Here is a 23,049-nt window from a genome sequence, read left to right as displayed (position 1 = left end):
ATCTCCGAATGTCATCAAGGCGTCAATGGTGGCGAAACACGACCATCAGCCGGATGACGGCGGGCCCTGCCGCGATCAGCCCGACGGTCGGCATGATGAACAGCATCATCGGCAGCGTCATCTTCGGTGCGAGTTTCGCGGCTTTCTCCTCGAGCCTGACGATCTGCATGGCGCGCTCCGTGCGCGAGAGCGTGCGCAGCGACTGCGTAATCGGCGTGCCGTACTTTTGCGACTGAATCAGCGTCGTCACGAGCGCGCGCATGGAGGAAAGCCCGATGCGCTCCGCCATGCCATTGAGCGCTTGGGCGCTGTCGCCGCCGATCGACAGTTCGTCCGCCGTGACCGAGAGCTCGTCGGCGAGCGGCGGGCAGATCGTCTCGAGCTCTTTCGCCACGCGCTTGATGGCGACGACGAGACTGTTGCCGGCATTCGTGCAGATGACGAGCAGATCGAGCGCATCGGGCAGCGCGACCGCGATTGCCTTGCGGCGCCGCCGGGCCACGAAGCCGATCGCGTATTCGGGCAGCATCATGCCGATGACGAACGCCCCCGCCATCAGCAGCACGCGAAAAATGAAAAGCTGGCCGAGCCCCGGCAAGTGTCCGCCGACAGCGATGGCGCCGAGCGCGAGGCATGCACCGGCGAGGATCTTGAACCCGGAGACGACCGCGATTGCGCGCCGGTCGCGAAACCCCGCGCCGGCGAGTCTCGCCGCGAGCTTGGCGCGTTCCTCCGCCTGCACGACGGGCATCCGTTCGCCGAGCGAGGCGACGCGTCCGACGAGCTTTTGCGGCATGGTCGTCGCCGCGTTTGCGCCTGTCGCATGCGCGGCCGCGGCGCGCGCAACGACATGCCGTGCGCGCTGCGCGACACGCGCGCGCCGGCTCGCGCCACGCAGGACGAGCCAGAGCGTAGCGGCGAGGAGCAACGCGAGCAGGGCGGCGTTGCGCCAGAAATCGGCGGTCATCATCGTGATGTGTCCAGGTTGGAAATCTTGCGGATCATCCAGAGGCCGAGCGTCATCAGGGCGGCGGCCGTCACGAGAATCTTGTGTCCGGCACGTGTGTTGGTCAGCAGCTGGACATAGGCGCGGTCGACGAGAAACATGAAAGCGAACATCACGAACGGGACCGCCGCGATCATCTTGCTGGCGAGGCGGCCTTCCGCCGTCAGCGCCTTACTCTTGGCCCGGATGTCGCGCCGCGTGCGCACGATGGAGGCGAGGTTCTCGAGCGTATCGCCGAGATTGCCGCCCGTTTCACGCTGCAGGATCAGGCAGACCGTGAAGAACGAGAAATCCGCGAGCTGCAAGCGCTGCGCGGCCAGCTCGAGCACGTCTTTCAGCTCGGCGCCGACGAGTAGCGCATCGCCCATGGTCCGGAAGGTCGCGCGGACCGGCTCTTCGCTTTCGACGCCGGCCGTGCAGACCGCCTGGACGACGGGGATGCCCGCTCGCACGGCGCGAATGATGAGATCAAGCGTATCGGGGAATTGATTGAGAAAGCGTTGGCGAAAGCCCGCAACCATCCACGCATAAGCCGAGCGAAGGGCGACGAACGCGACGCCGACGCTCGCTGCAAGGCGCAAAAGCGGGGATAGTCCGAGAAACGACAAGCCGACGAAACAGACGATGAATGCCGCCGCGGCGGCGAGGCCGAGCGTGCGCATCCCGTTCGCGCCGGCAACAGTCCGCACGCGTTCGCGCCACGCGGTGAGCGCCGCCAGCATGGCTTGATCGCTCGCGCTGAAGCGCTTATGAAGCAGCTCGTGCCGCGGCTTTTCCGCTCGCTTCGGCTTGGCGCCGTCGCGCGGATCGCGGAACGCTGCAACGCGCGATTGGATGCGCGAGGCGGGCCGCTGTCTCGCCATTGCGCGTAGCGTGCGCGCGGCAAGCCCCGCGATGACGATCACGAAGAATGCGCCGAGTGCCACGACATCCGCGGGCGTCATGATTGCATCGCCGCGAGGAGCGCCTCTTCGAGCCCGTAGTAGGCGGCCCGCTGCGCGAAGACGGGGCGCAGCGAGGCGCTTTCGAACGCGCCTCGGACCTGCTCCTCATAGGCGCTCGCGTTATAGCGGAACGTGAAGAGGTCTTGCGTGATGACGACGTCGCCTTCCATGCCGGCGATTTCGGTCACGTGGGTGACGCGCCGCATGCCGTCCCGCATGCGTTCGATTTGCAGAATCAGATGAACGGCGCTCGCGATCTGACGGCGGATCGACATCAACGGCAGATTGCCGTTGGCCATCATGACCATGCTCTCGAGCCGCGTGATCGCATCGCGGGGCGTGTTCGCGTGGACCGTCGTCATCGATCCGTCGTGGCCGGTGTTCATCGCCTGCAAAACGTCGAATGCTTCGGTGCCGCGCGTCTCGCCAAGAATGATGCGGTCGGGGCGCATGCGCAGCGCGTTGCGCACGAGGTCGCGCTGCGAGACGCCGCCGAGTCCCTCGCTGTTCTCGGGCCGCGTCTCGAGGCTCACCACGTGCGGCTGCTGCAGCTGCAGCTCCGCGGCGTCCTCGATCGTCACGACACGCTCGCTTTCGTCGATGAAGCGCGACAGTGCGTTGAGCAATGTCGTTTTCCCCGAGCCCGTTCCCCCGGAGATGACGATGTTGAGCCGGCATGCCGTCGCAATGCGCAGCACGTCGACCATCGTGGGCGAGATATTGCCCTGCTGAGCCATACGCCCGAGCGTGATGTTGCGCTTGGCGAACTTGCGAATCGAGATCGACGCACCGTGCAAGGCGATCGGCGGAAGGACGACGTTGACCCGGCTGCCATCGGCAAGGCGCGCGTCGACCATCGGGCTGCTCTCGTCGACGCGCCGCCCGACGGCCGCCGCGATCCGCTGCGCGACGTTGACGACGTGCGCGTTGTCGCGGAATTTGAGCGGCGTCAGCTCGAGCTTGCCGCCCCGCTCGACGTAGACCTGATCGGGGCCGTTGACGAGGATGTCGGTCACCCGCTCGTCGGCGAGCAGCGGTTCGATCGGGCCGATGCCGAACATGTCGTTGACGATTTCGTCGACGATCAGCGACTGGTCGGCGAGCGACAGCGTGAGGCGATCTTTCGCGATGAGCTCGGCGGCGATTTGCTCGATGCCTTCTCGTACCTCCTGGCGCGACATCGTGAGCGCGGCCGACATGTTCATCGAAGAGAAGACGGCCGAGCGGATCGTCCTGAACGTTTCCGAGCGAATTAGCGCTTCGTGGCGGTCGGCGGCGGAAGCTCCGCCTGGCGATGGCGGTATCGGCGCGGGCGGGTCGGCCGCCGCCGCCTCCTGCGCGAGCGGCGTGCTCTTGCTCTTGCCCGCGACGAAAGGATGCGCCGCCTCGGCTTCGTTCGCGCCGCGCTCGACGGTGGCGTCGATCGGCATCGAGGCGTTGCGGCGGCCGAACATCAGCGTGCCCTCCGCTTGGCGAAGAGCCGCGCGTACCAGCGCTTCGAGCTCGCGGTTGCTACCGGTTCGCTGCCCGTGATCGCGTTCGAAAGCGAGACGATCGCGCGTGCGAACGACGATCGATTGGGATCGCCGAGTGCTTCGCCAAGGCTTTCGGCGATGGCGAGCGTTTGCGGCTCATAGGGCAGCGCATGTACCGACCCGCGTCCGAGCGCGCTCGTGAAATCGGCTGCCTGCACGCGGCCCGCGACGGGTTGCCTCGCTTCGTTGAGCAGAACGACGATGGAGGGATTGGAATCGCGGCCCTCGGCGAACCGGCACAAGCGCGCGGCTTCGCGCGTGGCGTGCACGGAATGATCGGCCACGACGTGAATCATCGCGCTCGCGTCGAAGGCTTCCTGGACGAGCCCGCCGGCGCGTTGGGGCAAGTCGAGCAAGATGTAATGAAAGTGGCGCTTCAGCATCGCCACCAGGTCCGTGAGCGCGCCGTGTCTCAGGGCGAAGTCGCTGTTGTACGGGAGTTCCGATGCGAGCACGAAGAGCCGATCGTCGTGGGCGACGAGCGCCTGATGGAGCAGTTGCTGATCGAGCCGCTGGGTATTGAGCATGAGCTCCATGAGCCCGCTGGTATTGGCGACATCGAGCATGGATGCCGCGGCGCCGCCGTACGGATCCAGATCGACGTAGGCGACGCGGCGGCGCGTCGTTCCGGCAAGGTGACGGGCGAGCGCCGTCGCGATCGTGGTCGTGCCGACGCCGCCGCGCGCGCCGACGAAGCTGATCGCCTTGCCCGTGCGGGCCGAGGCGCCCGGGTCCGTCGAGTCGATCGCGCGCCGCACCAACTCGACCGTGAGCGGCTTGACGAGATACTCCTGCACGCCGAGCTGCAAGAGACTCCGATAGAGCCCGACGTCGTTGCGCTCGCCGACGACGACGACGGCGACCGACGGATCGACGACTTCGGCAAGCCGCATGAGATCGGAAATCGGCATGGCCGAGCCCGAGACATCGACGATGAGGTGGCGAGGGGACTCGCTCGCCTTCTTCATGATGTCGATTGCCTCGTCGAGCGTGCCGCGCGCGACGTGCGAGTTCGCGATCGCCCGATCGCGAATGACGTTGCCGATGACTTCCTCGCTGCTCGCATCGGCGACGACGGCGACGAGCTGCTCGCTACCGGAAGACCGGCCGCGGCGTTTCAGAACGTTCGATTCGAGGGCACCCATGTGTGTCGTCTCCGTTACTGAGAGCCGTTCGAAGGCGAGGAAGACGGGGAGGATGTCGAGTATCCCGACGTCGACGAATTGCCGAGCGGCGCGACGCGCCCTTCCTCGTAGCGACGCACCGCGCTCGCGGCGAGTGCCGCATCCGCGCCCGCATAGGGCCGCGGGGCGATGAGATCGGCGGGCCGCGCGAGCATGGCCGCGAGGTTCGAGTAGGTCGCGCAACCGAATGCGACGCCGGGACGCCGCATGCCGGCGTCGCGCATGCCCGAGCGCTGATTGAGCGATGCGCACGAAGGCGGCACGGCATGTCCCCCGTCGCCGGGCGTAAAGCCGATGACGGATGCATCCGGGATATCGAGCGGCGGATGCGACGACATGCAGCCGGCAAGCGCGACGCCTGCCGTGCATGCGGCAGCGCCGATGATGCGTGTCGCGATGGAGGCGAGCCGTGAGGTCATGGCGATTTCCCTCGGCGAATCAGTAGACGAACCCGGCCGCGCCGACGAGTCGCGGCGAGGCGCCCGATAGCGGATCGATGCCGAGCGAATGCTGGACCGCGTATTCGATATCGCTGCTCGGGCGCATGACACTGTCGATCGCGCCGCGCAATTGACCGGGGCCGGTCGGATTGACGATGTAAGGCGTGACGATGATGACTACCTCCGATTTGTTGTTGAGGTAGTTCTTCGACGAGAAGAGCTTGCCGAGCACGGGCAGCCGCGCGAGCCCGGGCAGCTCGGCGAGCACGTCGCTCGTCCGGCTTTGCAGCAGCCCGCCGATCGCGAAGCTCTGTCCGCTCGAGAGCTCGACGGTGGTCTCCATGCGCCGCACCGTCAGTGCGGGCACGACGATCGAATTGAGCGTGATGCTGTTGGTCGGATCGATCTCGCTGACTTCAGGCTTGACTTTGAGGCTGATGCGGTTGTCGGCGAGCACGGTCGGCGTGAAGTCGAGCGAGACGCCGTACGGCTTGTACTCGATCGTGATCGTGCTCGTCGTGCCGGTCTGCGGCACCGGAATCGGCAATTCGCCGCCCGCGAGGAAACTGGCTGTCTGCCCGGACATCGCCGTGAGGTTGGGCTCGGCCAGCATCGTCAGGAGTCCTTCCTGATCGAGCGCATCCAGCACGCCCTCGATCGTCGTTCTGCCGGCATGGAACGCGCCGAGTATCGAAAACGCGCCGGTGGACGACAGATTGAACAAATTGTTGGTGAAGAGCTGTCGGCCGCTGAAGAGTCCGCCGATGAAGTTTCCGCTCTGCCCGAGCGAGCTCCAGTTGATACCGAGCTGCTGCGTGATGTTGCGATCGACTTCGGTGATCCTCACGCGCAGCAGAACCTGAATCGGATGCGCGATCGTGAGGCGATTCACGAGCTGCTCCTTGTCGTGCAGATACGGCTGCACCGTCTGCACGACGGCATCGGCGTCGGCGGCGCTCGGCACGTTGCCCGTCACCATCAGCGATCCGGGCGCGCTCGTCACCCTGACGCCGAACCGCGGAAAACGCGTGTCGAGCAGGCGCGCGATGGCGGCGGTGTCCGTCGCGACGCTGACGGTCTTGCTCAAGATGCGGCGATTGTTCGGGCCGAGCGCATAGAGCGTCGTCGTCCCTGCTTTCTTGCCGAGCACGAACACCGAGCGCGGCGTCGGCACGTGAACGTCGGCCACATCGGGATCGGCGACGAAGACGGCGACGGCCGGCTCGGGCAGTGTGATCATCGTGCCGCTGCCGGCCGGCACTGACAGTACGTCACCATCGTTCGCCGATCGTGCCGCCTCGTTGGCTTGCGCGGCCGTTGCCGCAAGGGCGGGCGGCGATGCGAACGATGCGAGCATCAGAAGGCAAAGCCCCGCGCAGATCATCGCCGTGAAAGAACGGAAGGCCGGCATGCGCGTCAGCCGACGCCCAGCGAGGGACCGCTGCGGCGTCGAGCCGATCTGGCGCGTGTGCGAAGGGGCGCGAGTGGGGCGTCGCATTTTTGATCCTATGCCGCGGGCTTAACAGGTGCGCCTGGCGCGGGCCCCGGCGCAGCTGCCGGCGTGCCGGGCGGTAGCGGCGGGAGGCCCGGTGTGCCGGTGGAACCGCTCACGGATGTTTTGTCGTTGTTGGAGTCGCCTACCGTCGAGCCGCGATAAATGATGACCTGAGGGGCAACGGTTGGCGTAGCGGTTCTGCCGGGCGTCGGCGCGGGCGCGACCGTGCGCAGCGCGGGCGAGACATCGCCGGCCCAGACTGGCGCCGTTCGCGTTTGAGCGAGATCCTCGGCGTCTGATGCATGCCGGTCGCGCGTGGCGAAGCTGCGCAACGCGAGCGAGAGCGAGCCGAGGTGCGCGGCGACGGTGATCGCTTGGGCGCTATGCGGCGTCACTTCGAACGTGGCCGTGCGCGCGCTCGTATTCGGCGCGGCGGCGTCGTCTTTGGGGCGCCGGAATGCCGAGCCGACCGCGAGCACGCGCACACGCTCGGCCACGGTCTCGGATTCGACCGCATGCGCGGGCGGCACGTTGACGCCGCCGTCACCGCGGATCTGTTGCGTGAGCAGCACGTCGACGTAATCGCCGGGCTGGATCAGTCCGGCATTGCCCGATACGTCGTCGACGGCCACCGAGATCGCGCGCATGCCGGGTTTCAGCGCGGCGGCGAGGAAGCCCGGCGCGCTCGGCGAAATGACGTCGGCCGCTCCGAGCGGCGTGTCGGCGTGCACGGCATGGCGCAACAGGTCGCCTTTGAGATCGTCGTCGCCGGCGGCGTCGGGTTGACCTTGCACGAGCGCACCGGCCGGCACCTGGCTGCGCGGCATCGGTTTCCAGACGAGGTCGGCGTCGCGCAACAGCAAGCCATCCGGCAGATCGGCGGCGGCGGCTCGCACGTGGACCACGGAAGCCGGCGATGCGGGGCCGGGGCGCGAGGCCGCGACGAAGAGCGCGCGAATGACGAAAGCGCCGATCGCGGCAATGGCGACGAGCGCGGCGAGTTTAAGGAAGTTCTGCATAGGCGGCCTCGGCCTCAGGCCAGCGGTGCGTGAAGGCCGAGGGCCAGCCACGCGCATCGATCAGGCGCGAGCTCGAGCAAGGCGAGCGCGGCACGATCGTGCAATGAAGGCTGAGCCAGCACGGCGGCGATCCCGCCAAGCGCAAGCGCGACGCCATACGGCACGCCGCTTTCGGGCGAGAGCCATGCAGCACGCTCGCTCGCGCCGCGCACCGACACGCGGCGGCGCACCAGCGCACTGGCGATCAGCATCGAGAGCGCGACGAGCGTGCCGCAGGTAGAGACGATGACGAGCACGGGAATCGCATCAGTCGGCCCGCACCAGAAAAAGACGGCTGCGGCGAGTTTCGCGTCGCCGCCGGCAAGCCAGCCCAAACGAACGAGCAGAGCGGCCAGAATGAATGAGAGCGCGGCCGCGGCCGCATGTATCGCGAGTGAACGCCAGGCGCCGCCGCTCATTGCGGCTTCGGCCAGATACAGCGCGGCGAGGCCGGCTACCCACGCGTTAGGCAGGCGACGCGATCGCAGATCGGACACGGCCAGCATGGCGAGTAATGCGCAAGCTGCGGCTTTGACCGGATCCATAAGATGACCTCTGGCACCGAACGCGTGAGAAAGAGGAGTGTCGGCCTGACGCTCGGCGCAGGCCGGACACTTCGTCGGCCGATCGATTAAATGGCGCCCGTGATCTTGGTCATCAGCGCCGTGAAAAGCGATGGGATACCGCTTGTACCGCTCTGGATGACGGTACCTACCGAAACGAGCGCGACCACGACGATGCCGGCCAGAATCGCATACTCGAGAGAGCTGACGCCGCGCTCGTCGCGCGAGAGGGAACTAATAAAACGCAGCATGGAATGACTCCTTGAAGTAAGCCGAAGTCGGCCGCAGCGCCGCTTTGGCAAGACCGAGAGGGAACCATTTCGCCTCTCGAACGTGTTTACGGCAAACGTTTGCGCTAGTCGGATAAGGACAACTACCGACAACTGCGCATAAAAAGCTTATCGACGAAGCCAGCAACGCAAAGCGTCGAAATGAGCAGGGAAAATGCGTCATTTCTTCGCTTGGTAACATATGAAGAATGCCCGTCGAACGATAGTTCGGAGGCCTAAACATTCCGGCAAATGCTTGGGATTCCTAAGTTTCCGGGGAATGGGCGGACGCCTTTTGCCAGCCGCCGTCGCTCTGGGCGATCCAGGTATACCCCTAATGCCCGTCAAGGGGGAATTCGAGCGTCGGTAGTACTACTAATAAGATTATTCGGACTGCTAACTATGTCCGCGAAGAAGCTTCGGACTCCGAACGATCGACGCGATGGCACGGGAGGGGCTCGCTACTGCGCGAAGTCGGCTGTCAATTGACGATTGTCGTTTGGCGGGGCGCCGTTGGGATGATCGGAACGCCGGCAAAGAGCGCCGCTGTCGCGGCGGCGCTCTTTGCGCTCATCGCTCAAACATCGGCGCGGCGCAGCCTGAAGAGGCCGACGATACGGGCGAGCCCGTGTGCCTGCTCGTTGAGCGTGGCCGATGCGGCCGTCGACTGCTCGACGAGCGCGGCGTTTTGCTGGGTGGCGTGATCCATCTCGGCGACGCTCTGATCGATCTGGCTGATCCCCGCGCTTTGCTCGTTCATGGCGCCATCGATTTCGGCGATGATGCGGTTCACGCGCTCGATGCTCTCGACGATCTCGTGCATTGCGGCACCCGCGGCCTGCACGCGCTGAGTGCCCGTTGCGACGCTCGATGCCGACGACTGAATCAGATCTTTGATTTCGCGCGCCGCGGTGGCGCTGCGCTGAGCCAGCGTGCGCACTTCGCCGGCGACGACCGCGAAGCCGCGGCCGTTTTCGCCGGCGCGCGCCGCTTCGACGGCGGCGTTCAACGCGAGGATGTTGGTCTGAAAGGCGATGCCGTCGATGACACCGATGATTTCGCTGATGCGCGACGAAGACTGGCTGATCTCGTCCATCGTGCTGACGGCGCTCGTCACCACTTCACCGCCGCGGGCGGCCGCGTCGCTGGCCGACGTCGCGAGCCGGGCGGCCTGCATCGCCGCTTCGGCCGATTGCTTGACGCTCGCCGTCAGCTGCGTGAGCGCGGCCGACGTCGTTTGCAGGTTGCTGGCCGACGTTTCCGTGCGCTGCGACAAGTCGCGATTGCCCATTTCGATTTCGCCGGTCGCGATCTTCATGTTCTCGACACCGGCGCGCACATCGTGCAGCACGTTGGCAATCTTCTCGACGAATGCGTTGAACGATGCCGAGATCTGCGCCACTTCGTCGCCGCCCGACGCGGGCAGCCGATGCGTCAGATCGCCGCTGCCCGAGGCGATCGTCGCCATCGCGTCGCGCACGCGCGACAGGCCGCGGAACGACTGAGAGGTCAGGAACGCGGCGGCGCCGACGGCCGCGAGCGTGAGCAACACCAAGGCCACGCCGAGCGTCTGCAGCACGTGCCTGAGGCCGGCCGTCGCTTCCGCTTTGTCGAGCGCGATGACGAGGTACCAGTTGGTGCCTTCGACCGCTTTGGCCTTCAGCAGCTTCGGCGCCCCGCCGAGCTCGACTTCGATCGGCGCCGTTGCGTTCGCGAGCGATGTGAGCTCATCGGACGTGAGTGCCGCCGACACATCCGTGACCGGCTTCAGCATTAGCTTCGCATCCGGATACGCGATGACCTGACCGTCGCGCGCCACTACGAACGCGAGACTCGACGGCGTGGGGTGCACCGCCGCGACGATCTCGCGCACGCCGTCGAGAGGCACCGCGCCGCTCAGCGCGCCGGTCGTCTCGCCGTTGCGAATCATCGGCGCCGCGAAGGAGACGTAGGGAACGCCCGTCGATGCATCGCCGTACGGCTTTGTGACGATGAGTTTTCCGGCCGCGACGGCTTCCTTGTACCAGGGGCGCGCGGTGGGATCGTAGTCCTTGGGCGTCGTGGCGCTCGTCGACAAAAACGTCTTGTCCGTCCACCCGACCGTCGTGATCGGAAAGCCGTCGGCCGCGCCCATGAGCTTGACGAAGCCCTGCGGGTCGCCGTGCTCGACCGCATCGGCGGTCGTGCGCACGGCCAGCGCTTTCGCCGCGACCCATTTGTCGATGGCGAGTGTATTGGCGCTCGAGATTGCGACAAGATTCTGCTCGATCGTGTCGATCGTATTGGCGCGCACGGTGAGGTAGGTGGCGGTGCCCGATACGGCAAGCGCACCGATGACGGTGGCCGATGAAATGATCAGGATGCGGCTACGGAGTGAAACGATCATGTTGGGATGTCGATTCGAATTAGAGCGAGGGTGTAGGGAATCAAGCCGCCTCGTTCGGCAACTCGGCGCCGATCGGACTGGTCACGGTTGATATCGGGTCAAAGCAACTACGTTACGGACTACGGCAGAAAACACGCTGACTTGAGGTTGACGAGAGAAAGGACTGCGCGCCCCAGCGGCCGCGTCTGGGTGCATCGCGTGCCGACAGCTTCGTGCTTCAGGAAGCACTCCCTTATGATTCGATACAACGGTTCGTCGGCCGCAGCGCTTGCGCGCGTGAGCTGACGCACTCAGCGAATCACGAGCGTCCCTTCTTTCATCAGATTATTGGCCACCACCATGCGCTTTCTCGGGATCGACCTCGGCACCGCTTCGCTGAAACTCGCTATCCTCGATGGCGACGGACACGAGGTGGCGTCCGCGGGCGCCGCTTATGCCGTCGACACGCCGCATCCTGGCTGGGCACAAACGAATGTCGGCGACTGGTGGCGGGCGCTGGTGGAAGCGGCCGCGCGCTTGCCGGTCGAAGAGCGACAGGCCGTTGACGCGATCGGCATCGCGGGGCAGATGCACGGCGTCGTCCTCGTCGATGACGCCGGGCAAGCGCTGCGACCGGCGATCCTCTGGCCCGATACGCGCGCGGCCAGTTGGCTCGAGGCGTGGCGCGAGCCGCAACCGAATCCGGTCGCACCGGGGATGGCGGGCCCGATCCTGCGCTGGATCGTCGCGAACGAGCCGCGCACGGCCGAGGCGACGCGCTGGGCGCTTCAACCGAAGGACTGGCTGCGCGTCGCGCTCGGCGGTGAAGTCGTAACGGATCCATCGGACGCGTGCGCGACGGCGCTGGCCGACGCCTCGGGCGCATGGGACGCGGCATTGATCGAGGCGCTAGGCTTGCCGCGCGCATGGTTCGCTGAGGTCGCTCCCCATTCGTACGGGGAAGCCGGCTCGCTATCGGCGGAAGCGGCACGCGCGCTCGGACTGCGCGCTGGCATCCCGCTCGCGACGGGAGCGGCCGATACGGCGAGCGCGGCGCTAGGAAGCGGATTGTCGCGCGAGGGCGACGCGCTCCTCACTACCGGCAGCGGCGGGCAGATCGTCGTGCTGTCCTCGAGCGAGCCGTCACCCGCGCGCGGTCTCCATCGCTATCGCACGGCGACGGGTGCGTGGTATCGCATGGCGGCGATGCAGAACGTGGGCGTGGCGCTGGAAACGGTCCGCTCTTGGCTCTCGTTTCCCAGCTGGCCCGCGGCATACGACGCCGCATTCGAAACCGATCTCGGCGAGGCCGCACCGACGTTCCTGCCGTATCTGAGCGGCGAGCGTTCGCCATGGATGAACCCCGATGCGCGCGGCGGATGGTTGGGACTCAGCCTCGCCGATACACGAGGCACCTTGATGCGTGCGGCGTTCGAAGGCGTGGCGTTCTCGTTGCGGGCGGGGCTCGACGCTATTCGCACCGGTGCGGCAAATGTCCGCACGTTGCGCCTCGCGGGCGGCGGCTCCATCGATGCGCGCTGGCGTCAATTGTTGGCCGACGTGCTCGACGCGGAACTCGAGGCGCTGGCCTGCCCGAACGTCGGCGCGCGCGGCGCGGCACTGATCGCCGGGCTCTCGCGCGGCCATTGGCGCGAGGCCGACCTGCCGGCGCTCGCGCCGCCGGCTGAGCGAGTCGCCGGACCGAGCGGCGATGCGGCCGTCGCTGGTCGGTATGCGCGGTTCCTGGCGCTTTATGAGCGCGCTGAACCCTGGTTCCGGACTCACGCGGCGACATGAGTCAATCGGCGTCGCCTAAGCGAAACGCCGCGTTAGGTGCTACGATCTGACGCGTTTCTCCGAGCAATTTCGGCGATTGCGCTTCGAATGCCCGGAGAACGACGGACCGATCGGCATGCCTATCCAATACCTTCGCGGTTTCACCGTGCCTGAGCGCACCGACGAGGCAAACCGCCGTCTCGGTCGGTCGCTCGCTTTCGTCGCCGGTGCCGCCAATGCCGGCGGCTTTCTCGCGGTCGGTCAATACACGTCGCATATGTCGGGGATCGTCTCCTCGCTCGCCGACAATCTCGCGCTCGGCAGCCTCGGGATGGCTGGGGCGGGCTTGGCATCGCTGGTTTCGTTCATCCTCGGGGCCGCGACGTCGGCGATCCTGATCAATTGGGGCAGGCGCCGCGAACTGCGTAGCCATTACGCGTTGCCGCTCGTCCTCGAGGCTGCCCTGCTGATTTGCTTCGGACTCCTCGGCTCGAATCTCGAGGCCCATCGCATTCTTTTCGTGCCCGCGACGGTGGCGCTGCTCTGCTATGTGATGGGTTTGCAAAACGCGATGATCACGAAGATCTCGAAGGCCGAGATTCGTACGACGCACATGACGGGGCTCGTGACCGACATCGGCATCGAACTCGGCCGGCTCGTCTACTGGAACGGCCCACCCAATGGGCCGATGCGAGATTCGGCGTTCGTGCGGTGCGATCGGCAGCGGCTCGCGTTGCTGGCCTCGCTGCTCGCGTCGTTCCTCGTCGGCGGTTTGGCCGGCGCGCTCGGCTTCAAGCATCTCGGCTTCGTCTCGACCGTTCCGCTTGCGACGGTGCTGGTCGCGCTCGCGGCCGTGCCGTTGATCGACGACATGCTGGGGCAGCAGCGCTAGGGGCCACGACGTTGCGCTTCGCGTGGCGGCCCCATGCACGCGCAAATGCGGACCATCTCGAGCTCAGCTGACGCCGTCCCCGATTTCGCCCCCGCGTTGCCGACTTGCCCGGCATGCGGCAGCGCACCATAAAAAGTGGTTTTCCCCGCCTTGACAGTCCCGGGCGCGTATCCGATCATTCGATCACGACACGAGCAAATGCTCTCTCAATGAGCGTTAGTTCACAAGCATAAAAACGGGTCAATTGATCACCCAGCGGAGACGGTTCGTGAAATTGCACGACAAAGTGGCGATCCTGACCGGCGCCGGGAGCGGTATCGGCGAAGCGGTCGCGCAACGCTATCTGGAGGAGGGCGCGAAATGCGTGCTCGTCGACGTGAAGCCGGCGGATGCCTACGCGCAGCCGCTCGCCCGCCGTTACGCGGAGCGTGTCCACGCCATTTCCGCCGATATCACGCAACGTACGGATATCGAGCGCATCATCGCCTCGAGCGTCGAGCGCTTCGGGCAGATCGACATCCTCTTCAACAATGCGGCTATCTTCGATATGCGGCCGCTCCTCGACGAATCCTGGGACATCTTCGACAAGCTCTTCGCCGTCAACGTAAAGGGTATGTTCTTCATGATGCAGGCCGTCGCGCGGCATATGGTCGAAGCGGGCCGCGGCGGCAAGATCGTCAATATGTCGTCGCAGGCCGGCCGTCGCGGCGAGGCGCTCGTTTCGCATTACTGCGCAACGAAGGCGGCTGTCCTAAGCTACACGCAATCGGCCGCGCTCGCGCTCGCGCCCCACAAGATCAACGTGAATGGCATCGCGCCGGGCGTGATCGATACGCCGATGTGGGAGCAGGTCGATGCGCTTTTCGCCCGCTACGAGGGGCGCCCGCTCGGCGAAAAAAAGCGACTCGTGGGCGAAGCCGTGCCGCTCGGCCGCATGGGCGTGCCGGCCGATCTGACGGGCGCGGCGGTTTTTCTCGCTTCGTCCGATGCCGACTACATCACCGCTCAGACGCTCAACGTCGACGGCGGCAACTGGATGAGCTAGTCGTTCGGCGCTGCGTGCGGGGATATGCGACACGCAGCGCTCTATCCCGCAGTTCCGTACAACGAACAAGAGAAGGAGACAAGTTATGGACGACCCCCACGCTCTCTATCGCTCGCTGCCCCCCGAGGGGGCTCATGCCTCCCTTGGGGCGGCCCGGCGGGAGGCATGCATGCAATCCAACCTCGGTTCCCCCCGTCGTTTCGCGCGCCGTGCGATCGCCACGGCAGCGCTGGCCTGCGCGGCAGGAGGCGCCGCGAACGCAATGGCTGCGACGATCACGATCGCGGTGGTGAACAACCCCGACATGATCGAGATGAAGAAGCTCTCGTCCGATTTCGAAAAGAGCAATCCGGACATCAAGCTGAACTGGGTCGTGCTCGAAGAGAACGTGCTGCGCCAGCGCGCGACGACCGACATCACGACCGGCAGCGGCCAGTTCGACGTGATGATGATCGGCGCCTACGAGGCGCCCCAGTGGGGCAAGCGCGGCTGGCTTTCGCCGATGTCGAATCTGCCCGCCGACTATGACGTGAACGACGTCATGAAGCCCGTGCGAGACAGCCTCTCGTACAACGGCATGCTCTATGCCCTGCCGTTCTACGCCGAAAGCTCGATGACGTTCTATCGCACGGATCTTTTCAAGGCCAAAGGCCTCACGATGCCGTCGAAGCCAACCTACGACCAGATCGCCGAGTTCGCCGACAAGCTGACCGACAAGTCGGCCGGCGTCTATGGCATCTGCTTGCGCGGGAAGGCGGGCTGGGGTGAGAACATGGCCTATCTGACGACGCGCGTGAACACCTATGGCGGCCGCTGGTTCGACGACAAATGGGACGCGCAGTTGACCACGCCCGAATGGAAAAAGGCAGTCACCTCCTATATCGACCTGATGAAGAAAGACGGCCCGCCCGGAGCGAGCTCGAACGGTTTCAACGAAAACCTCACCTTGATGTCCTCGGGCAAGTGCGCGATGTGGATCGATGCCACGGTCGCGGCCGGGATGCTTTATAACAAGAGTCAGTCGCAGGTGGCGGACAAGATCGGATTTGCCGCCGCACCGACGGAAGTCACGCCTAAGGGCTCGCACTGGCTTTGGGCATGGGCGCTTGCGATCCCGAAGACATCGAAGAAGCAGGACGACGCGAAGAAGTTCATCGAATGGGCGACGGGCAAGCCCTACATCGAGCTCGTCGCCAAAGACGAAGGATGGGCGTCGGTGCCGCCCGGCACGCGCGAGTCGACCTATAACCGTCCCGAGTACAAGCAGGCCGCGCCGTTCGCCGAATTCGTCGAGAACGCGATCAAGACCGCCGACCCGAACCACCCGACGGAGAAGCCGGTCCCGTACACGGGCGTGCAGTTCGTCGGCATTCCTGAATTCCAGTCGTTCGGGACCGTGGTCGGACAGAGCATCGCCGGCGCGCTGGCGGGTCAGATGTCGGTCGATCAAGCGCTGGCCGCGGGCAATGCCACGGCCAATCGCGCCGTGAAGCAGGCCGGCTATCAGAAGTAAAGCCGGCCGACGAGGCGATGCTTACCTCACGCATCGCCTCGTTCCAGCGGTCCGCTTGAATGTCGTGCGGCTTACGGCTTCGCGGCAGGTGGCCCGCTCATCGATGTAACGAGGTGACAGGGATCAGGAGGCCGTAACGATGCGACATCTTCATTTACCGCTCACGCACGGAGGGGCGCACGAAGCCGCTCTGCCGACCCCCGAGCGGCGCGCCGGAGCGACGCGCTGGCTCGCCGCCCCCTCGGTCGCCCTCCTCGTGCTCTGGATGACGATACCGCTCGCGATGACGATCTGGTATTCGTTCTCGCGCTACAACCTGCTCAATCCCGACGAAAAAGGCTTCGCCGGCTGGAACAACTACGTCTACCTGATCACCGATCCGTCGTTCGCGCCGTCGATCATCCATACGCTCGAACTGATCGGGTGGGTGCTCGTCATCACGGTGGTCGGCGGCGTCCTCATGGCGGTCCTCTTCGATCGCAAATTCGTCGGGCAGGGTATCGCGCGGCTTCTCGCCATCGCACCGTTCTTCGTCATGCCGACCGTCAGCGCGCTGATCTGGAAGAACATGATGCTGCATCCGGTCTACGGGATCGTTGCGGCCGCGATGCGTGGGCTCGGGTTGCGACCGATCGACTGGTTCGCCACCTATCCGCTCTCGGCGATCGTCGTCATCGTCGCCTGGCAATGGCTGCCGTTCGCCTTCCTCATCCTGTTCACGGCGATCCAGTCGCTCGACGAGGAGCAAAAGGAAGCCGCGCGCATCGACGGCGCGGGACCGTTGTCGATGTTCTTCTATATCACGCTGCCGCACCTGAGGCGCGCGATCGCCGTCGTCGTCATGATGGAGACGATTTTCCTGCTGTCGATCTTCGCCGAGATCTATACGACGACCTCGGGCGGGCCCGGCAACGCCACGACGATCCTCTCGTACCTGATCTACGCGCTGGGCCTGCAGCAGTTCGATGTCGGCCTCGCATCGGCGGGCGGGATTCTCGCGGTGGTGCTCGCGAACATCGTGGCGTTCTTCCTCGTGCGCATGCTCGCGAAGAACTTGAAAGGGGAGTATGAAAAATGAGCAATCCGACCGTGCCTGTCGCGCGCCCGCCCGTGCACATCACGGTGCCGGCACTCGGCGCCGTCAAGCGCGTGCTGCCCGGCGCGCTCGCATGGCTGATCTCGATCGCGCTCTTCTTCCCGATCTTCTGGATGACGATCACGGCGTTCAAGACCGAGCGCGATGCCTACTCGTTGTCGCTCGTCTTCTCGCCGACCTTCGACAGCTTCCGCGAGGTCTTCGCGCGCAGCGATTACTTCGCGTTCGCGCGCAACTCGATTCTGATCTCCGTCGGCGTGACGGTCCTGTGCCTGGCGCTCGCCGTGCCGGCCGCCTATACGATGGCCTTCTTTCCGACGCGCCGCACGCAAAAGCTGCTGCTCTGGATGCTCTCGACGAAGATGATGCCGTCGGTCGGCGTGCTCGTGCCGATCTATGTGCTCTGGAAGGACGTGGGGTTGCTCGATACCGTCTCCGGCCTCGTCATCGTCTATACGCTGATGAATCTGCCGATCGCGGTATGGATGGCCTTCACGTACTTCAACGAGATTCCGCGCGACATTCTCGAAGCAGGGCGCATCGACGGCGCGGCGACGTGGCAGGAGATCGTTTATCTGCTGATGCCGATGGCGTTGCCCGGGCTCGCATCGACGGCGTTGCTGCTCGTGATTCTTTCGTGGAACGAAGCGTTCTGGAGCATCAATCTGTCGAGCTCGGCCGCGGCGCCGCTCACGGTGTTCATCGCGTCGTACTCGAGCCCCGAAGGGCTTTTCTGGGCGAAGCTGTCGGCCGCCTCGCTACTCGCCGTCGCGCCGATCCTGCTCGTCGGCTGGCTGTCGCAGAAGCAGCTCGTGCGCGGGCTCACGTTCGGGGCCGTCAAATGACGAGAGAAGCGAGCGAAGACGTATCGCGCGAACCGCGTCTGCTCATTTGCGATTGTGACGGCGTCCTCATCGATAGCGAGGCTGTCGCGGCGAGCATGCTCGTGCGCGAGCTGAGCGCGCGGTGGCCCGATAGCGATATCGAGCCTGTGGTGCTGCCGCTTCTGGGCTTGCGCATCGAGCGCGTGCTCGAGGAAAGCGCGGCCGCGCTCGGCAAGACGCTCGCCGCCGCCGATATCGATGCGATACGCGGCTCGGTGGAGGCGGCGGCGCGCAAAGCGCCTGTCGTTGACGGAGTCGAGGCAGCGCTCTCGCAGATCGAATTGACGAAAGCTTGCGCGAGCAACAGCTATACCGGCTATGTCGAGGCCGTGCTTGCGCGTACCGGGCTCGGGCGTTTCTTCGGCAAGCGGCTTTTTTGCGCGGATCGCGTCGCGCGGCCGAAGCCCGCCCCCGACGTCTATGTCGCCGCGGCCGATACGCTCGGTGTCGCGCGCGAAGCGTGCCTCGTCGTCGAGGACAGCGTGGCCGGCGTGGCGGCCGCGACGGCGGCGGGCATGCCCGTATTAGGCTTCGTTGGCGGTGGACACGCCACCCGGGCGCAGATCGAAGCGCTCATCACCGCCGGTGCGAAACATGTGTTCGACGATATGCGCGAGTTGCCGGCGCTCGTCGATCGATGGATCGAGGCGCGGCTCGAAAGCGCGCGCCTGGCAACGAACATCAAAGGAGACGAATCATGGCAAGCGTGACCTTGCGCGGCGTTGCGAAGCGCTACGACGAGCACGAGGTGCTCAGGAATGTCAACCTCGATATCGCCGACGGTGAATTCGTCGTCTTCGTCGGCCCGAGCGGCTGCGGAAAATCGACGCTTTTGCGCATGATCGCAGGGCTCGAAGAGATCAGCGCCGGCGATCTCACGATTGACAATGCGCGGATGAACGAAGTGCCGCCCGCGAAGCGCGGCATCGCGATGGTGTTCCAGTCGTACGCGCTCTATCCGCACATGTCGCTCTACGACAACATGGCATTCGGGCTCAAGCTCGCCGGCACGAAAAAGCCCGAGATCGACGAGGCTGTCCGCAACGCGGCCAAGATCCTCCATATCGATCACCTGCTCGATCGCAAGCCGAAGCAGCTTTCGGGCGGCCAGCGCCAGCGCGTCGCGATCGGGCGGGCGATCACGCGCAAGCCGAAGGTGTTCCTCTTCGACGAGCCGCTCTCGAACCTCGATGCCGCGCTGCGCGTGAAGATGCGGCTCGAGTTCGCGCGGCTGCATGACGAGCTCAAGACGACGATGATCTACGTCACGCACGATCAGGTCGAGGCGATGACGCTGGCGGACAAGATCGTCGTGATGTCGGCCGGCAACGTCGAACAAGTCGGCAGTCCTAATCGTCTTTATCATGCGCCGGCCAACCGGTTCGTGGCCGGTTTCATCGGCTCGCCTAAGATGAACTTTCTTTCTGGCGTCGTCGAAGACACGAATGCGGACGGCGTGCTCGTTCGCTACGAGACCGGTGAGACGCAACGCGTGGCCGTCGAGCCGCGCGGCGTGCAAAGAGGTACGCGTGTAGCCGTCGGCATTCGGCCCGAGCACCTCCATACGCGCGCGGCCGGGGCGGCCGAGTTTGGCGTGGCTTCGACCGTCACGGCGGTGGAATCGCTCGGCGATGCGGCTTATCTCTACGCCGATTCGCCTGTCGCGGCCGATGGCTTGATCGCGCGCATTCCACCGCTCGAGCGGCACGAGCGCGGCGAAGCGCTGAAGCTCGGCGCGGACCCGGAGCATTGCCATCTCTTCGACGAGGAAGGACACGCATTCGAGCGCAAGATCGTCGAGGTGCTGTCGGCAGCTTAGCTTCCTTCGAACGATTACGCCGGGTGCGCGATGAAGCTGACGCGAGCAGCCGAAGCTTCAAGCGCGCACTCAGATGGTCGGATCGCCTTCCTGGTCACTTCAAATCACGCGCGACGCGAAACCCATTCGCCGTGTAGCGAACGCCGCTGTCGTACTTGAAGCGCGTGGCGGTGAGCATATACGAAGCGCCGTCGCGCCAAGAGCCGCCGCGAATCACGTGGGACTGGCAATTGGGCTCGTCCCAAGAGCGGCCGTCGGTCGGCGCGTTCTTGTACGAGATGTGCCAGCAGTCGCTGACCCATTCCCAGACACCGCCCCCCATGTCGTAGAGACCGAACGGATTGGCGGCGAACGAGCCGACATCGGCCGGAGCCTCGTCGTGCCACGGTTGCCCGCAGTCCTTGCAGTTCACCTTGCCCGCGCGCATTTCATCGCCCCACCAGTAGCGCGTCGTCGTGCCGCCGCGCGCCGCGTACTCCCATTCGGCTTCGGTCGGCAGGCGGTAGTGCTTGCCCGTCGTTTTGCTCAGCCACGCCACGTATTGCTGCGCGTCGTCCCAACTGACATCGTGCGCGGGCGCGTTGGGTGATGTACTGTTGTCGCTCGCGAGGGGGGCGCATGCACGCGCGTTGACACACGCATTCCATTGCGCGACGGTAATCACGTATTTCGCGAGCGCGAACGCGTGGTCGATCGTCACGCGATGAGGCGGCCGCTCAGAAGGATCGTCCGCGTTCGTGCCCATGACGAAGCTGCCGGGCGCGATCGAGACGAGCGACGGGCAGGCGGCGCAATCTTTGATCTCATGCGCGCCCGTCGCGGCGGAAGGGCCGGGCGCCGCGGGTGCCATCGCCGCGGCGGGTGGCGCGCTCGAAGCCGCTGCAGCAGCCGGTGCCTTCGCAGCGGGCGTCGGTGTTTGAGCCGGTCGCGCATTCGGTGCGGCGGTTGCGGGCGCTGGTGCGGCCGGCGACTTTCCCGCCGACGCCGACGTCGGCGACGTCGCCGACGCGGCGGCGCGCAGGCGAGCGAGGCGCGCTTGCGCGAGCGGCGCGAAACGACCATTCGGATACGCCTTCAGGTAGGCCTCGTAGTCGCCGGCGTAGTTGCTGTCCTTGATCGACTCCCAGAACGTGATCTCGTACTGCTCGCTGCTGTCCTTCGGCAGCACGCCGGCGTGCACGAGGCCAGCCCCCGTGCAGACCGTCGACGCGAGCAGCGCAATGCACAGCAGTCTTGGCAGCATCGAAACCCCCGTTCCCGCATCGATATCGATAGCAGCAGTTTGCGCGCAGGGAAGAACGCGCAGTCTGTGCGCCAGCGCGCAGTAGCGCCCCATGCGCATGGGCCAGCATACGGTTCTAGCCTGTCGCGGCCCATCGAGCGTCGGCATACGCCGCTCGAATCAGAAAGATCGCGCCGGACGACCGTAACCGCTATGCGGGAAATCGCGAAGAGAAGGGGGGCGGCCATGCAACGTAGAACGATGCTCATCGCATGCGTGGTCGCCGGCGTCGCGCCGCGCGTTGCGTTCGCCGGCCCCACACCCTCACCGCCCGGCGCGCAGGTCTACATCATCTGGCCATACGACGGCGCCCGCATCAAGGGCGCGTTCTGGCTCCGCATGGGGCTGACCAACATGGGCGTGTGCCCGAAGGGCGTGGACCGGCCTGCCACGGGTCATCATCATGTGTTGATCGATACCGACTTGCCACCCATGGACCAGGCGATTCCATCGGACAGAAACCATCTGCATTTCGGCGCGGGCGAAACGGAGGCGCGCATCGAGCTGCCGCCGGGCAAGCATACGCTGCAGTTGCTCATGGGCGACTACAACCACGTCCCTCACAATCCGCCCGTCTACTCGAAGAAGATCACGATAACGATCGAGTGACTGGACGCCCCAGCCCTCGCCCTCGCCCCGAGCAAGCAAGGCTTTGATGAAATGTCGGAGCTCACGTCATGAATCATCGTTTCGGTTTCTCCGCAATCGCCGCACGATTCGTGTCTTTCACGGTAGCAACGCTTGCAATGACGCTGCTGGCGATTTCGATCCCGGTAGCTCCAGCCTTTGCGGGCGATACGCCGGCCGATCCGCGTGCGCTCGTCTATATCGGCTGGCCCAACGATGGCCAAGTGCTGCCGGCCGGCAGGCCGTTCAAGGTCTGGTTCGGGCTTCGCTACATGGGCGTGGCGCCCGCGGGCGTGAAGTTCCCGAATACGGGCCATCATCATTTGCTCATCGATACGGACCTGCCGCCGATGGACCAAAGAATCCCGTCCGACCGGAACCACCTCCATTTTGGCGCGGGGCAAACCGAAACGACGATCGAGTTGCCACCGGGCAAGCATACGCTGCAACTGCTGCTCGGCGATGAGAATCATGTTCCGCACAATCCTCCCGTCTTCTCGAAGAAGATCACGATCTACGTGAAATGAGGCGGGCGCTGAAAAGTGTCCGCAATCGGCGGCATCGTGCCGACGGCGAGCGCGTTCGCATCTCAATCGGCATCAGCATCTGCATCAGCATCGGCATGTCGGTTCTCCACCGACACCTCGTCCTGTGACTGTTGGCGTCGCGCTATCACTCCTGATGCGCCGTATTCCTCGGCGCGCGTACGCGCAAAGCTCCTGTCATCGCTGAGCCCCTTATCTGGCAAGCAATTCCGAGCCGCTGTGCATCGTCACGGGCACGCATGGCACACCCTGTGCAGTAGAAGGCACGAGCCCGCAACACATTGCAGCTCAATTCGAAACCCAGCCTTTTCTTTACTTGCCTTCAGGAGAACTGCCATGAAATCGCTCATGATCGAAGACCTCGGTGTCGCCAAAGAACTCGACGGCCGTGCCATGTCCGCCGTACGCGGCGGCACGGGTTATTTGCTGCCGCTGCCGTACTACTCGCCCGTTCATGTCACCGACACGACGAACTTCAGCGCGCAACAGCTGATCAGCCAGTCGAACAGCATCGTCAACAACACGGGCAACGATGTCGCGTTTGCTTCGGGCATCCACTCGACGGTCAACCCGTCGCAAAGCGCGAAGAACACGATCAACTTCTGATCGCATTCACGCGCTCGAGCCGCGAGCCGTCCGTCAGGCGGCACATCGCCTGACCTGACGGCGGCCCGGCCCGAAAGAGCCCGTCGCGACGACGGTCACGCGCAA

The 23,049-nt window shown here is 65.2% G+C and carries 22 protein-coding genes; 11 read left to right on the top strand and 11 right to left on the bottom strand.

Annotated elements, in window-relative coordinates; all coding sequences use genetic code 11:
• Window positions 1–22: 22 nt before the first annotated feature.
• The 10 genes from C9I57_RS21330 to C9I57_RS21285 form a co-directional block, all read right to left on the bottom strand.
• Entirely contained in the window at window positions 23–970 is a 948-nt protein-coding gene (locus tag C9I57_RS21330; RefSeq protein WP_107152631.1) for a type II secretion system F family protein, read from the bottom strand.
• Entirely contained in the window at window positions 967–1,950 is a 984-nt protein-coding gene (locus C9I57_RS21325; protein WP_107152630.1) for a type II secretion system F family protein, read from the bottom strand. Before C9I57_RS21325 ends, C9I57_RS21330 begins: the two co-directional genes overlap by 4 nt.
• Window positions 1,947–3,404: a CpaF family protein gene (locus tag C9I57_RS21320; RefSeq protein WP_258187764.1), complete on the bottom strand. Its 1,458-nt coding sequence runs from the start codon at window positions 3,402–3,404 to the stop codon at window positions 1,947–1,949. Before C9I57_RS21320 ends, C9I57_RS21325 begins: the two co-directional genes overlap by 4 nt.
• Window positions 3,404–4,630: an AAA family ATPase gene (locus C9I57_RS21315; protein ID WP_107152628.1), complete on the bottom strand. Its 1,227-nt coding sequence runs from the start codon at window positions 4,628–4,630 to the stop codon at window positions 3,404–3,406. The genes C9I57_RS21320 and C9I57_RS21315 overlap by 1 nt, the downstream gene beginning before the upstream one ends.
• A gap of 14 nt (window positions 4,631–4,644) precedes the next feature.
• Window positions 4,645–5,088 (bottom strand): CpaD family pilus assembly lipoprotein, encoded by a 444-nt coding sequence (locus C9I57_RS21310; RefSeq protein ID WP_107152627.1) that lies wholly within the window; start codon window positions 5,086–5,088, stop codon window positions 4,645–4,647.
• Window positions 5,089–5,107: 19 nt separating this feature from the next.
• Entirely contained in the window at window positions 5,108–6,466 is a 1,359-nt protein-coding gene (locus tag C9I57_RS21305) for a type II and III secretion system protein family protein (protein ID WP_440130238.1), read from the bottom strand.
• A gap of 149 nt (window positions 6,467–6,615) precedes the next feature.
• The gene (gene cpaB / locus C9I57_RS21300; RefSeq protein WP_107152626.1) at window positions 6,616–7,623 is read right to left on the bottom strand and encodes a Flp pilus assembly protein CpaB; all 1,008 of its coding nucleotides are present in this window, start codon (window positions 7,621–7,623) and stop codon (window positions 6,616–6,618) included.
• A 14-nt stretch (window positions 7,624–7,637) separates the two neighbouring features.
• Window positions 7,638–8,207, bottom strand: coding sequence for an A24 family peptidase (locus C9I57_RS21295; RefSeq protein WP_107152625.1), 570 nt, complete (start codon window positions 8,205–8,207; stop codon window positions 7,638–7,640).
• Window positions 8,208–8,293: 86 nt separating this feature from the next.
• Window positions 8,294–8,476, bottom strand: a complete 183-nt coding sequence (locus C9I57_RS21290) for a Flp family type IVb pilin (RefSeq protein ID WP_018440836.1) — start codon at window positions 8,474–8,476, stop codon at window positions 8,294–8,296.
• 595 nt (window positions 8,477–9,071) lie between these two features.
• Entirely contained in the window at window positions 9,072–10,880 is a 1,809-nt protein-coding gene (locus tag C9I57_RS21285; RefSeq protein ID WP_107152624.1) for a methyl-accepting chemotaxis protein, read from the bottom strand.
• Window positions 10,881–11,219: 339 nt separating this feature from the next.
• Between C9I57_RS21285 and C9I57_RS21280 the strand changes: the two genes are divergently transcribed.
• The 8 genes from C9I57_RS21280 (at window position 11,220) to C9I57_RS21240 (ending at window position 19,884) form a co-directional block, all read left to right on the top strand.
• On the top strand, window positions 11,220–12,656 hold the full coding sequence (locus tag C9I57_RS21280; protein WP_107152623.1) for a xylulokinase: 1,437 nt from the start codon (window positions 11,220–11,222) through the stop codon (window positions 12,654–12,656).
• A 115-nt stretch (window positions 12,657–12,771) separates the two neighbouring features.
• On the top strand, window positions 12,772–13,527 hold the full coding sequence (locus tag C9I57_RS21275) for a YoaK family protein (RefSeq protein WP_107152787.1): 756 nt from the start codon (window positions 12,772–12,774) through the stop codon (window positions 13,525–13,527).
• A 268-nt stretch (window positions 13,528–13,795) separates the two neighbouring features.
• Window positions 13,796–14,572, top strand: a complete 777-nt coding sequence (locus C9I57_RS21265) for an L-iditol 2-dehydrogenase (RefSeq protein WP_107152621.1) — start codon at window positions 13,796–13,798, stop codon at window positions 14,570–14,572.
• Window positions 14,573–14,741: 169 nt separating this feature from the next.
• Entirely contained in the window at window positions 14,742–16,085 is a 1,344-nt protein-coding gene (locus C9I57_RS21260) for an ABC transporter substrate-binding protein (protein WP_107152620.1), read from the top strand.
• Window positions 16,086–16,224: 139 nt separating this feature from the next.
• Window positions 16,225–17,163, top strand: coding sequence for a carbohydrate ABC transporter permease (locus tag C9I57_RS21255; RefSeq protein WP_107152619.1), 939 nt, complete (start codon window positions 16,225–16,227; stop codon window positions 17,161–17,163).
• Window positions 17,160–18,026 (top strand): carbohydrate ABC transporter permease, encoded by an 867-nt coding sequence (locus C9I57_RS21250; RefSeq protein WP_018440828.1) that lies wholly within the window; start codon window positions 17,160–17,162, stop codon window positions 18,024–18,026. The genes C9I57_RS21255 and C9I57_RS21250 overlap by 4 nt, the downstream gene beginning before the upstream one ends.
• Window positions 18,023–18,775 (top strand): HAD family hydrolase, encoded by a 753-nt coding sequence (locus C9I57_RS21245; RefSeq protein WP_107152618.1) that lies wholly within the window; start codon window positions 18,023–18,025, stop codon window positions 18,773–18,775. Before C9I57_RS21250 ends, C9I57_RS21245 begins: the two co-directional genes overlap by 4 nt.
• Complete coding sequence (locus C9I57_RS21240; RefSeq protein WP_107152617.1) at window positions 18,763–19,884, top strand: ABC transporter ATP-binding protein; 1,122 nt, start codon at window positions 18,763–18,765, stop codon at window positions 19,882–19,884. The genes C9I57_RS21245 and C9I57_RS21240 overlap by 13 nt, the downstream gene beginning before the upstream one ends.
• Before the next feature lie 94 nt (window positions 19,885–19,978).
• On the opposite strand, the gene C9I57_RS21235 is transcribed toward C9I57_RS21240, so the two are convergent.
• Window positions 19,979–21,127, bottom strand: a complete 1,149-nt coding sequence (locus C9I57_RS21235; RefSeq protein ID WP_107152786.1) for a formylglycine-generating enzyme family protein — start codon at window positions 21,125–21,127, stop codon at window positions 19,979–19,981.
• 225 nt (window positions 21,128–21,352) lie between these two features.
• Here C9I57_RS21235 and C9I57_RS21230 point away from each other — a divergent pair, with 225 nt between their 5' ends.
• The 3 genes from C9I57_RS21230 to C9I57_RS21220 all read left to right on the top strand — a co-directional run bounded on the left by C9I57_RS21230 (window position 21,353) and on the right by C9I57_RS21220 (window position 22,944).
• On the top strand, window positions 21,353–21,775 hold the full coding sequence (locus C9I57_RS21230) for a DUF4399 domain-containing protein (RefSeq protein ID WP_440130235.1): 423 nt from the start codon (window positions 21,353–21,355) through the stop codon (window positions 21,773–21,775).
• 68 nt (window positions 21,776–21,843) lie between these two features.
• A complete protein-coding gene (locus tag C9I57_RS21225) occupies window positions 21,844–22,320 on the top strand; it encodes a DUF4399 domain-containing protein (protein WP_107152615.1) in 477 nt (158 codons plus the stop codon).
• A gap of 354 nt (window positions 22,321–22,674) precedes the next feature.
• Complete coding sequence (locus C9I57_RS21220) at window positions 22,675–22,944, top strand: hypothetical protein (RefSeq protein WP_107152614.1); 270 nt, start codon at window positions 22,675–22,677, stop codon at window positions 22,942–22,944.
• The last annotated feature ends 105 nt before the right edge of the window (window positions 22,945–23,049 follow it).

Origin of the sequence: Trinickia symbiotica, from assembly GCF_003028655.1 — a bacterium.
Taxonomy (GTDB): Bacteria; Pseudomonadota; Gammaproteobacteria; order Burkholderiales; family Burkholderiaceae; genus Trinickia; species Trinickia symbiotica_A.
The sequence above is the reverse complement of the archived record's forward strand: the minus strand, read 5'-3'. Positions and strand labels throughout refer to the sequence as shown.

What these genes read in the sequence shown, in the direction of transcription:
- C9I57_RS21325 (WP_107152630.1), bottom strand. Translation starts at nt 1,950, where the DNA reads ATGACGCCCGCGGATGTCGTGGCACTCGGCGCATTCTTCGTGATCGTC.
- C9I57_RS21260 (WP_107152620.1), top strand. Translation starts at nt 14,742, where the DNA reads ATGCAATCCAACCTCGGTTCCCCCCGTCGTTTCGCGCGCCGTGCGATC.
- C9I57_RS21275 (WP_107152787.1), top strand. Translation starts at nt 12,772, where the DNA reads ATGCCTATCCAATACCTTCGCGGTTTCACCGTGCCTGAGCGCACCGAC.
- C9I57_RS21250 (WP_018440828.1), top strand. Translation starts at nt 17,160, where the DNA reads ATGAGCAATCCGACCGTGCCTGTCGCGCGCCCGCCCGTGCACATCACG.
- C9I57_RS21295 (WP_107152625.1), bottom strand. Translation starts at nt 8,207, where the DNA reads ATGGATCCGGTCAAAGCCGCAGCTTGCGCATTACTCGCCATGCTGGCC.
- C9I57_RS21255 (WP_107152619.1), top strand. Translation starts at nt 16,225, where the DNA reads ATGCGACATCTTCATTTACCGCTCACGCACGGAGGGGCGCACGAAGCC.
- C9I57_RS21220 (WP_107152614.1), top strand. Translation starts at nt 22,675, where the DNA reads ATGAAATCGCTCATGATCGAAGACCTCGGTGTCGCCAAAGAACTCGAC.
- C9I57_RS21225 (WP_107152615.1), top strand. Translation starts at nt 21,844, where the DNA reads ATGAATCATCGTTTCGGTTTCTCCGCAATCGCCGCACGATTCGTGTCT.
- C9I57_RS21330 (WP_107152631.1), bottom strand. Translation starts at nt 970, where the DNA reads ATGATGACCGCCGATTTCTGGCGCAACGCCGCCCTGCTCGCGTTGCTC.
- C9I57_RS21230 (WP_440130235.1), top strand. Translation starts at nt 21,353, where the DNA reads ATGCAACGTAGAACGATGCTCATCGCATGCGTGGTCGCCGGCGTCGCG.
- C9I57_RS21285 (WP_107152624.1), bottom strand. Translation starts at nt 10,880, where the DNA reads ATGATCGTTTCACTCCGTAGCCGCATCCTGATCATTTCATCGGCCACC.
- C9I57_RS21245 (WP_107152618.1), top strand. Translation starts at nt 18,023, where the DNA reads ATGACGAGAGAAGCGAGCGAAGACGTATCGCGCGAACCGCGTCTGCTC.
- C9I57_RS21290 (WP_018440836.1), bottom strand. Translation starts at nt 8,476, where the DNA reads ATGCTGCGTTTTATTAGTTCCCTCTCGCGCGACGAGCGCGGCGTCAGC.
- C9I57_RS21280 (WP_107152623.1), top strand. Translation starts at nt 11,220, where the DNA reads ATGCGCTTTCTCGGGATCGACCTCGGCACCGCTTCGCTGAAACTCGCT.
- C9I57_RS21235 (WP_107152786.1), bottom strand. Translation starts at nt 21,127, where the DNA reads ATGCTGCCAAGACTGCTGTGCATTGCGCTGCTCGCGTCGACGGTCTGC.
- cpaB (WP_107152626.1), bottom strand. Translation starts at nt 7,623, where the DNA reads ATGCAGAACTTCCTTAAACTCGCCGCGCTCGTCGCCATTGCCGCGATC.
- C9I57_RS21315 (WP_107152628.1), bottom strand. Translation starts at nt 4,630, where the DNA reads ATGGGTGCCCTCGAATCGAACGTTCTGAAACGCCGCGGCCGGTCTTCC.
- C9I57_RS21305 (WP_440130238.1), bottom strand. Translation starts at nt 6,466, where the DNA reads ATGCTCGCATCGTTCGCATCGCCGCCCGCCCTTGCGGCAACGGCCGCG.
- C9I57_RS21310 (WP_107152627.1), bottom strand. Translation starts at nt 5,088, where the DNA reads ATGACCTCACGGCTCGCCTCCATCGCGACACGCATCATCGGCGCTGCC.
- C9I57_RS21320 (WP_258187764.1), bottom strand. Translation starts at nt 3,404, where the DNA reads ATGTTCGGCCGCCGCAACGCCTCGATGCCGATCGACGCCACCGTCGAG.
- C9I57_RS21240 (WP_107152617.1), top strand. Translation starts at nt 18,763, where the DNA reads ATGGCAAGCGTGACCTTGCGCGGCGTTGCGAAGCGCTACGACGAGCAC.